This window comes from Chitinispirillales bacterium (assembly GCA_031254455.1).
Classification (GTDB): Bacteria; Fibrobacterota; Chitinivibrionia; order Chitinivibrionales; family Chitinivibrionaceae; genus WRFX01.
This window is the reverse complement of sequence record JAIRUI010000106.1, coordinates 1-9,893: the sequence shown is the minus strand read 5'-3', so window position 1 is coordinate 9,893 and position 9,893 is coordinate 1. Positions and strand designations below refer to the sequence as shown.

14 protein-coding genes are annotated in these 9,893 nt (G+C 37.9%); 4 read left to right on the top strand and 10 right to left on the bottom strand.

The features are described 5' to 3' along the window. Window positions 1–349 precede the first annotated feature (349 nt). The 3 genes from ilvD (at window position 350) to LBH98_08360 (ending at window position 3,101) form a co-directional block, all read left to right on the top strand. Window positions 350–2,182: a dihydroxy-acid dehydratase gene (ilvD, locus tag LBH98_08370; protein MDR0304762.1), complete on the top strand. Its 1,833-nt coding sequence runs from the start codon at window positions 350–352 to the stop codon at window positions 2,180–2,182. Between the two features lie 200 nt (window positions 2,183–2,382). Next, window positions 2,383–2,826, top strand: coding sequence for a hypothetical protein (locus tag LBH98_08365; GenBank protein MDR0304761.1), 444 nt, complete (start codon window positions 2,383–2,385; stop codon window positions 2,824–2,826). Then, window positions 2,730–3,101: a hypothetical protein gene (locus LBH98_08360; GenBank protein ID MDR0304760.1), complete on the top strand. Its 372-nt coding sequence runs from the start codon at window positions 2,730–2,732 to the stop codon at window positions 3,099–3,101. The genes LBH98_08365 and LBH98_08360 overlap by 97 nt, the downstream gene beginning before the upstream one ends. A gap of 38 nt (window positions 3,102–3,139) precedes the next feature. On the opposite strand, the gene LBH98_08355 is transcribed toward LBH98_08360, so the two are convergent. The 8 genes from LBH98_08355 to LBH98_08320 all read right to left on the bottom strand — a co-directional run bounded on the left by LBH98_08355 (window position 3,140) and on the right by LBH98_08320 (window position 8,597). Continuing rightward, window positions 3,140–4,270 carry a mechanosensitive ion channel gene (locus tag LBH98_08355; GenBank protein ID MDR0304759.1) on the bottom strand — a complete coding sequence of 377 codons (1,131 nt, stop codon included), beginning with the start codon at window positions 4,268–4,270 and terminating at the stop codon, window positions 3,140–3,142. Between the two features lie 18 nt (window positions 4,271–4,288). Then, the gene (locus tag LBH98_08350) at window positions 4,289–4,858 is read right to left on the bottom strand and encodes an isoprenylcysteine carboxylmethyltransferase family protein (GenBank protein MDR0304758.1); all 570 of its coding nucleotides are present in this window, start codon (window positions 4,856–4,858) and stop codon (window positions 4,289–4,291) included. A gap of 37 nt (window positions 4,859–4,895) precedes the next feature. Continuing rightward, a complete protein-coding gene (locus tag LBH98_08345; GenBank protein ID MDR0304757.1) occupies window positions 4,896–5,762 on the bottom strand; it encodes a cation diffusion facilitator family transporter in 867 nt (288 codons plus the stop codon). Between the two features lie 43 nt (window positions 5,763–5,805). Next, window positions 5,806–6,660: a metal ABC transporter substrate-binding protein gene (locus LBH98_08340; protein ID MDR0304756.1), complete on the bottom strand. Its 855-nt coding sequence runs from the start codon at window positions 6,658–6,660 to the stop codon at window positions 5,806–5,808. A gap of 17 nt (window positions 6,661–6,677) precedes the next feature. Then, window positions 6,678–6,860: a 50S ribosomal protein L28 gene (gene rpmB / locus LBH98_08335; protein ID MDR0304755.1), complete on the bottom strand. Its 183-nt coding sequence runs from the start codon at window positions 6,858–6,860 to the stop codon at window positions 6,678–6,680. A 105-nt stretch (window positions 6,861–6,965) separates the two neighbouring features. Continuing rightward, the gene (locus LBH98_08330; protein MDR0304754.1) at window positions 6,966–7,298 is read right to left on the bottom strand and encodes a hypothetical protein; all 333 of its coding nucleotides are present in this window, start codon (window positions 7,296–7,298) and stop codon (window positions 6,966–6,968) included. Window positions 7,299–7,325: 27 nt separating this feature from the next. Then, on the bottom strand, window positions 7,326–8,258 hold the full coding sequence (locus LBH98_08325) for a CBS domain-containing protein (protein MDR0304753.1): 933 nt from the start codon (window positions 8,256–8,258) through the stop codon (window positions 7,326–7,328). Next, entirely contained in the window at window positions 8,259–8,597 is a 339-nt protein-coding gene (locus LBH98_08320) for a hypothetical protein (protein MDR0304752.1), read from the bottom strand. A gap of 67 nt (window positions 8,598–8,664) precedes the next feature. On the opposite strand from LBH98_08320, the gene LBH98_08315 reads away from it, so the two are divergent. Next, window positions 8,665–9,156, top strand: a complete 492-nt coding sequence (locus LBH98_08315; protein MDR0304751.1) for an AgmX/PglI C-terminal domain-containing protein — start codon at window positions 8,665–8,667, stop codon at window positions 9,154–9,156. Window positions 9,157–9,233: 77 nt separating this feature from the next. Here LBH98_08315 and LBH98_08310 read toward each other — a convergent pair whose 3' ends face one another. Together LBH98_08310 and LBH98_08305 are read right to left on the bottom strand one after the other, a co-directional pair. Next, a complete protein-coding gene (locus LBH98_08310) occupies window positions 9,234–9,449 on the bottom strand; it encodes a hypothetical protein (GenBank protein MDR0304750.1) in 216 nt (71 codons plus the stop codon). A 156-nt stretch (window positions 9,450–9,605) separates the two neighbouring features. Further along, a partial coding sequence (locus LBH98_08305) for a hypothetical protein (protein MDR0304749.1) occupies window positions 9,606–9,893 on the bottom strand: 288 nt, incomplete at its 5' end.

Here is a 9,893-nt window from a genome sequence, read left to right as displayed (position 1 = left end):
GTGAAAATCAACAATCAATGGTATGATGCGAAAACGACTAAAACTACAAGAGAGTTGTTGAAAAAATTGAATATTATACCTTAACATGTTACGTAAAATTAGGAAAAGTTACGGGTTAACGGAAATATTTTTTTGTTTATTTTCGCTTCGCGTCTTTAATTTCGCCATCGCGCCGAAATCTGCGTTAATGAGATTTGTTTTTCTTTGCGGTATTTCAAGTACTTTAAACATCATTTCACTTCCAAACGGTAAAAATCGCTCTTTTTAATTATTTCTTCTTATGATGCGGTTTTTACTTGTGGGGTGTTGTGAACAGTTATTATTTTATTGGAAAAAAAGGAGCGAATTTATGAAGTTTCCATTAAGAAGCGATACCGTTCTAAAAGGGCGGCTTATGGCTGGCGCACGGGCGCTTTATGCGGCAAACGGAATGAAGAAGGAGCAGATTGGCAAGCCGCTCATAGCCGTTGCAAACTCTTTTACGCAATTTGTACCCGGTCACTGTCATTTGCACGATGTCGGGCAGTTGGTAAAAGAGGAAATTGAGAAATTAGGATGTTTTGCCGCAGAGTTTAACACTATTGCAATTGATGACGGAATCGCTATGGGGCATTCAGGAATGCTGTATTCGCTTCCAAGCCGTGAAATCATCGCCGACAGTGTCGAATATATGGTAAACGCACATAGAGCCGATGCGCTTGTATGTATTCCGAATTGCGACAAAATTGTTCCCGGAATGTTAATAGCTGCGATGCGCCTCAATATTCCCACTATTTTTATAAGCGGCGGACCTATGGAAGCGGGTAAAGGCAAAGATAGGAAATATGATTTTATTGATGCGATAGTCATGGCTGGAGATAAAAACGTAAGCGAAGAAGAATTGGCTGAGGTGGAGGCTGTTTCCTGTCCCGGATGCGGGAGTTGTTCGGGGATGTTTACTGCTAATTCTATGAACTGTTTGGTTGAGGCGATAGGGCTTGGTTTGCCTGGAAACGGGACTGTGGTCGCTACGCACAAAAACCGATTGGAGTTGTTCAAAAAAGCGGCTAAACATATCGTACGCAATGCAAACAAATACTACTCTGAAGGCGATGAAAGCGTACTTCCAAGAAGCATAGCAAACAGAAAATCCTTTGAAAACGCAATGGCGCTTGACATCGCAATGGGCGGTTCTACAAATACTGTGCTGCATTTGCTTGCGATAGCAAAAGCTGCCGGCGTGGATTACAATATGAGCGATATGGACATACTTTCGCGTAAAGTCCCATGCATTGCAAAAATTGCGCCCAACACGCACAAATATCATATCGAAGACGTTAATCGCGCCGGCGGAGTTGTGGCTCTTATGGGTGAACTGGCAAGAGCGGGATTAGTAAACACAGACGTAAAAAGAGTCGATGGATTGACGCTTGGCGAGTGTTTGGAAAAGTATGACATCATGTCAAAGGCTTGCTTGGAAGATGCAAAAATCATATACAAATCCGCGCCGGCAAACGTTTTTTGCAACGAAATCGGAAAACAAGATAATTATTACGAAGAATTGGATACCGATCGAAAAGACGGATGTATTAGAAGCGTAGAAAACGCCTATACCAAAGACGGAGGATTGGGAGTTCTGTTCGGAAACGTTGCAAGCCGCGGCTGTGTGGTAAAAACAGCCGGCGTCGATGAAAAAATATACGATTTTTCAGGCAAGGCTGTAGTGTTCGACAGCCAGGAAGACGCCTGCGAAGGTATTTTAGGGGGAAAAGTGTCTGCTGGAGACGTTGTTGTAATACGTTTTGAAGGACCAAAAGGCGGCCCAGGAATGCAGGAGATGCTTTATCCGACGTCTTATATAAAATCTATAGGCTTAGGTAAAGAATGTGCGCTGATAACGGACGGAAGATTCTCCGGAGGAACCAGCGGGCTGTCAATCGGGCATGTTTCTCCGGAAGCCGCAGACGGCGGAACGATAGGGCTTGTCAAAAACGGTGACATTATAGATATTTCTATAGCAAACAGAAGCATTACGCTTAAAATCTCGGACGAAGAATTACAAAAGAGAAGACAAAGCGAACTTGCAAAAGGCAAGAACGCATTCAAACCTAATAGAAATCGCAAGATTTCACAGTCGCTTAAAATGTATGCGTATTTTGCAACCAGTGCAGACGAAGGAGCTGTAAGAAGAATGGTTGAATAAGCAACCTGCGAACGTACCTGTAGCATCGGCGCAGTGAAAAAATCCAAATTCGGAAATACGCGCTGCTTTTTCCTGTCGGAAATAGTACGAGTGAGAGGTAGTGAAGACTAAAAAATATGAGAGTTTTCACCATAAGATAGATATTTGTTTTTTGCATAACGTATATTAATACTGTTAAACAATATTTTGTGGTGGACATTATGCTTAAATGTAAACGATGCGGCAGTGAAAAGATAGTAAGGAACGGTTTTGTAAGAAAAAATCAGCGTTGGAAGTGTAAAGATTGCGGATATAATTTTATCGTTGGCGACAAGCGCACAAATCATAAAGTAGCAGTAAAGAAAGCGTTATGCGTGCTTCTTTACTCGACAATGAAAGGGACGTTTAATCATTTGGCAAAAATATTAGACGCCTCTCCGTCTCTTGTGTATCGCTGGATTGTAGAAGCAAGTAACAATATTGAGTTTGTGGAAACAGAAGGAGAAATAAAAGAAATGGAATTTGATGAAATGTGGCATTATATAAATAAAAAAAAAGAAAACTTTGGATTATCAAAGCATTTGAGCGTAGCACGGGTAGAGTTGTCGCGTGGGAAATCGGCGGTCGTGATACTGCCACATTCAGACGACTTTACAAAAAAGTAAGCAAAATGACCGATAATTGCATTTTTTATACAGACAATTGGGATTCTTTTGCAAAAGTTCTTCCAAAAGACAGGCACGTTATAGGGAAGAGCCATACTCCTGCAATAGAGCGAGACAATAGCAACACAAGGCATAATATAGCAAGATTTACTCGTAGGACAAAAGTAGTATCACATAAAAAAGAAATGGTGGATAGGAGTATAAAACTTTGGGTTAATTTTCAAAACCATACAGTGTTTGAAAAATACAGGGATGCATTACTGTCTATCTTTTAGTGAAAACTCTCAAAATAATAAATTCCAAATATCGTTTATCATGTATTTTTACTTTTTCCAATCTCATTTGTTTTCTCCGAATTGCCGTTGTTTCCCACTCCGCCGACAAACAAAGTCTGCGTCGGATGCGCAAAAGAAATATTTCTTGCGGCGAAAGCGTCTATAACATCCAATATTACATTCTGCTGGACATTCATAAATACCTTCATGTCCGGTGATTCTATCCAATAAACACACTCATAAATCATTGAGAAATCCCCGATTCCCTGCAAGTTTGCTCTGTCAAAACGAGCGTTCTTTTGTTTGTCTATAATATCTTTAAATATTTCTGGAATCGCTTTCAAATTTTCCCGTGAAGTTCTATGCGTAACTCCAAAAGAAAACGTAACACGCCGCTCTGTCATCCTTTTATAGTTGCGAATCCTGCTTCCCAACAAGTCGCTGTTTGAAAGAATCAATTGCTCTCCAGAAACACTGCGCATTCGTGTCGTTTTCATCCCGATTTTCTCTATATAGCCGCAATATTCATCCACAACGACCATATCGCCTATCTCAAAAGGTTTATCAAGCATTATCGAAATCGAAGCGAACAAATCTCCTAGTATTTTTTGTACCGCAAGAGCCACCGCGATACCTCCGATACCCAATCCGGTCATAAGCGACACTACTTTTACACCCATATTGTCCAAAGCGAGCAGCAAAACCAAAGTCCAGATTAAAAAACGTCCGAAATTATTAAAAATTACAATCTCAATAGAAGCCGCATCCTGATTGTTTTTTACTTCCCATTTTTGCAAAAACTCCGAAAGCATAATGCTTAACCACGCACCTATTTGAATGAACATCGCCACTTCCGTTATATCTGTTATAAGGCGCTGATAATTGTCCAATTGCAACGGTTTTGAACCGAAGTAAATCGCAATTACTAAAAAAAACCAGCTACCGCAGGCTTTCAGCATATTGCGGAAAAAATTACCGAATCTGCTTTCCTCTTTTTTCACGAAATTCGGCAATTTCTTCAAAAACAATCGTTTTAACCCAAAGAAAAATAAAAACACCATAACCGTCAGACAAACCGAAAGCATCCATTGCGACAATGAATTTCCAAAAAATACAAGTCCAAATTCGTCAATGGCGCTTGCAAAATCAGAATTTAGAAAAAAATCCATTAAATTCCCTTTTTAAAATTAAACATATCTTCGTACTTTTTTACAGTATTCTTCGTATTGCGCACCGTAATGGTTTTTGAGAAATTTCTCTTCGCGTAAAATTTGCCTATGGATCGTTGCGGTTACGAGAAGCGAAAACACAAGGGTTGTTATATTAGGATACGCCGTAAAAATACCGATAAAAAATGTGATAAAAGCAAGATAAATCGGATTTCTGCCGATTGCAAACGTGCCGTTTGTCACTAATTCGTCTTTAGTGTTTTCGTCGATTCCCACGCGAAATGATTTGCCGAATATTTTTAAGGTAACGCCAAACCATACAAGTGCAGACGAGCAAACAATTATTGCTGCAACGATTAAGAAATCCGGATTCCAAAAATGATTTTTTAAAGTTTCTGGGAAAGGCAAATCAAAAACCGACGCCGATATACCGTAAAAGAAAGAAAAAACTATAGGAATAATTACAAAATCAGTTTTATCTGTTGCGCCGAATACTATAGTTTTAACTCTCTGACGCCTAAAAATGGCGGCGCGAATCAGTACCATAACAATTAAGAGCGGTAACTCAACTATGGGAATATATTTCATTTGTCATCCATTTCTTTGAACGTTATTTACGCTAAGTTTAAGAATTTTTATACAGGGGTTCAACGTGAATCGTCACGGCCATATTAAATTTTTCCCCTATTATTTTTTCTATATCGCTTGCTATTTTGTGTCCGGTTTCTATATTCAAATTTTTATCTAAACGGATGTGAAAAGTTAATTCTTTATGTAAAACATAGTTATGAATGTGAAAGTGGTGCACTTCCAAATCGTAGTTATAAACGCACAAAATCTCTTTTTTTACGGCATCAATCAAATCTTGTCCTGGTTCTTCGCCCAAAAATTTCGTTATTGTCTCTTTCATTATTTCAAATGTTGCATAAAAAATCATCATGGCGACTATAATTCCCAAAACACTGTCAATCCACCAAAATTTTTTTGCAAACAAAATTCCTGTCAATACAACGACTGAGGATAAAGCGTCGGTTCTGTGATGCCAACCGTCTGCGCTTATACTCAGATTTTCAGTTTTTCGTCCTATGTAAAACGCGTACCGAGCCAGCGCTTCTTTTGTAACGATTGATATAATAGTAACAATTATGGCGACCGATGTGAAAACCGCTTCGTTTCCGCTGTTAAATCGCATTATAGAATTTTTTAGAAACTCGTACGCTATTACGCCAAGAAAAACAGCTATAAAAAGAGACGCCACATGTTCCCAACGTCCATGTCCGAACGGATGTTCTTTATCAGCTTTTTTTGATGATAATTTTACCGCCGCGACAACAATTATTGAACTTATTGAGTCGGAAAGCGTATGCCATGCATCGGCGGCCAACGCAATTGAACCGCTTACCGCGCTAGCCCATAACTTAATAAAAAACAACGCCGTATTTATAAATATTGATATTATGCCTTCAACGTATCCTGCTTTCGCCTTATCCATAAAACTCCATAAATAAAATAGGTGTTAAAAACAAAATTTATTATTAAAATTGCAAGCCGCGCAATAAATTTTCGTAATTACGTTTCATATACTCAATGTAGTGTACTTTTTTAGCGAAATCATCTCTACTTGTCGTGTGAATTGTAAAAAGCGGAAGTATTTGCGTTTGTGTTTCCTTCGCTATCGTTTTTGCCGCAGAAATACCGCTGTGTACGTCATAATAAATAAATTTCGCTCCGCTTTTATGAATTTCATCAATGATAATCGCTATTTGTTTTGCCGACGGCTCGGAAGTGGATGAAAAACTTTGCGTTATCGGAATTATCTGCAAACCATATCTTTTTGCAAACCCTACAAAAGAATTATGTCCTGTAAAAAACACTTTTCTATGCTCGCATCTCTCAAATTTGATTTTGTATTCCATATCTAAATCATTTATTTGTGTAAGCAAATTTTTTGCATTTTTTTCAAAAAAATCCGCATTTTCCGGCAAGATATTTTTTAGATTTTCCGCGATAATTTCAACAATTTCAACAACTTCTTCAGGGTCAAGCCAAACGTGCGGGTCATGACGCTCTTTATCGTTGTCGTAGTGATCTTCGTGTTTTTTGTCGGCGACAAAAATCGCAGATTTCGCCTTTTTTACAAACCTTTGCGCCCATGGTTCAAACTCCGGCGAAATATAAAAAAATATGTCGGCGTTACCTATATTTACAATGTCTTTTGGAGTAGGTTCAAACGAATGAGGGTCGCTGTTAGGCGGAAGAAGCAAAATCAATGACACTTCGTCTTTGGCTATAACGGACACAAAATCATAAATCGGATACGCGCTCACGATAACTACCGGCTTTGCCTGCGTTACCGTAAACAATAACATTAAGAAAACAAAAAGTCGCACAAAACAACCAATAATAACTATACTTTAGACAGAGATTTGAGGCATCTCATACAAATTTTGACGTTTTGATTAATGCCGTCAATTTCTAATTTAATGTTACGAAGATTTGGTTTAAAAACCCTCTTACTTACATTGTGAGCATGCGAAACCGACCCGCCGATAACCGGCCCTCTTCCGCAAACGTCGCATATTTTTGACATATTTCCTCCGGATTTTAGATTTTTTTGCTGAAAACTCGACATTAAAATAAAATACTTTTCCTGCGAAAAGCAAGGGGAAACCGAAATTATGCAAAATTTTAAATGTCAGTGCGTTCCGAGTAATTTTGCGATCGCAACGCTTGTTTCAAATTGATTTTTTTCAGAGACAAAAAGTGTAATTTTAGAATCATTCGCCGCCGAAATCATATCCTGCGGAATTTCTCTTGAATTACAAATAATTATTGTATTTGCGCCGACGATTCCTGCGACGGCTGTAGTATTTTTATGCGCTTGTATGGTTATTAATACGGACTCGCTTTCTGCGTTTGCCAATACATCGCTCAACAAATCGGAAGTGTATGCGGCGTTAACTTCTCCGTCGAAAACATCGTTTGCCGCTTTAATAAACAAAATTTTTGAAACATCGCTTGTTTTCATTATATCCCTCCATATAAATGTAATCGCTCAAAGAATTTCATGTTTTTCACCGTCTATAAAAAAAGTTGCCGTTACAACCGTCCCTTTTTCTTTACTTGACTTTATATCAAAAACATCGGACACTCTTTTTATATTTGGAAGCCCCATTCCAGCGCCGAAGCCATAAGAACGCACCCAATCGTTCGCCGACGAATAACCTTCCTGCATTGCCAATTCTATGTCTTCTATGCCGGGACCGATGTCCTGTGAAATTATTTGCAATTCGTTTCCTTTATGAGACAAAGAAAGCGTTCCGCCATATGAATGTACCGCAATATTTATTTCAAGTTCAAATGCCGCAACGCCTATTCTACGGCAAAGATTTCGCGACATTCCACATTTTCCGCAATAATTTTTAATTTCCCCGGAAGCGTTTCCTGCATGCGTCATATCTTTAGCGGCGACGGAATATTTCTTATAGTAAAATTCTTGACTTATCATTTTTTCTTCAGGAATCATTTCCTCAAGTTTTCCGACTTCCTGATTAAACAATTCCAACATTTTGCTCAAAATGTCTCTGCCGGAAATTATTCCTGTAAGTTTCTTATTAGAATCAACAATCGGGAAGCGTCGGAATTGATATTTTCCAAAATACGAAAACGCAACCGACAACGGTAAATCTGCGTCAAGAGTTATAATGTCTTTTGACATGTGTTTTTCTACACAGTCGTTTATGTAATTTCCGTCAAGCGCCTTGATAATATCGTCAACAGTGATCATTCCCGTCAAAATTCCGTTATCGTCGCAAATAGGGACGCCGGAAATTTTGCTTTCACGCATGATATTTTGAATTTCCCTCATTGTCGCCGTTACTTTCCCCGTTAAAACCAACGAGTTCATCGCGTCTCTGACACGAATTCGGGTAATCATTTCTTTGATAACAATCGAACCGCTTGGGTTTAAAAGTTTTTCATCGACCACTTACATTTTCCCCGCAATTAACTTGCAAACTTCATAATTTCTCAATTTTGTGGAAAAAAGCGAAATTTTGGCATCGTTCGCTATCTTAATCATAGACGCGGTAATTTTTTTTCCGGCTGTAATAACAACCGCCAACGCATCGACCATGTTCGAGGTTCTTATCGCTTGCTCGGTACATAATCCGGTAATCAAAACAACATTTCCGCCGTTATCTTCGGTCAAAACGTCGCTCATTAACTCCGAAACAATAATTTGTTTCGCTTCCTCGTCAACAGAATTTCCTAATAGAACAGTTTCAAATTCCGGAAAATCGCCCAAATCTCTAATTAACATATTCACACTCTCCTTCACACGCATATAAAATAATTATTTTGTACAGGGTGAAACAAAAAGAAAGAAGTATTTTATGAACAAAGTAATTATAACAATTATAATAATTATAATTCCTGTGTTTGCACTGGAATTCATTCTGGGAGGGAAAGGAAAAAGTGCGCAGAAGGATAATTTTTCTGATTCGACCGTATTGGAGAAAGATACGTCAATATATGTTGATTCTGCTGAAATATTAAAATACGATGGAATCCGCGGACAAACGATTATAGGACAGCGCAGTCGTGCAAATATTATGAGAGGAATAGACCAAAATTCAAACACAATTCGCAAAGAATATATCAACTATATGCGGCAAGGCAACAAATTAAACGGCGGACTTATAGTCAGATTCAAAATAATTTCTACCGGAGAGATAGTTGATTGTAAAATTTTACAAAGCGACATAAACGACATGATTTTCGAGAAGAATATAGTTTTAACGATAAAAAGATGGAAATTTTCTGAAATTCAAATTGAAAATGATACTACTATTGTGGAATATCCGTTTGTTTTTGAACAATATTAAAATAACGGTTCAAAATAAGTTTAAGAATAAATTAATTACACTCAGCTTATTTTGAACCCAATAATACTAAAGTTTACTTACTCTGCCGCCGCTTCGTTTGCAGCGTTAGTTTCAGAAACTACTTCTTCTGTCGCTTCTGTTTCTGCAGCAGCCGCTTCTTCAGTGGTTACAACTTCTTCTTCAACGACTACAACATTTTCAGTTGCAACAACACCATCAGTTGTTTTTGACTCTTTACACGCTACAGCAATGAGCGCCAAAGCCAACATGGATACCAAAACAACTTTTCTCATAAAACCTCCTAAAAAATAAACCCTAAAAAAATTAAAAAAAACCTACAAACTCTTTTCAAAATTCTGCACATACAAGAAATGCATGGGAACATCGCTTGTCAATAACCCTAATATAATATATGCCAAAACAAATTTCATAAAAAATTATAAAAAAAATTAAAATATTATTAAATGAATGTCAAGTATTTTAGTCGAATGCGTCAATGACCCAACTGAAATGAAATCTATACCGGTTTCGGCAATTTCTAAAATATTATCCTCGTTTACGCCTCCGCTCGCTTCCAATAATATTTCTTGAGATTTTTTGTTACGTATTTCAACAGCTTTACGCATGTAGTCGATATTCATATTGTCAAGCATAATTATATTTGGTTTTCTCGACAAAGAAATAACCTGTGAAAATTCTTCCAAACTCTGAACTTCAATTTCAATTTTACAAGTCAG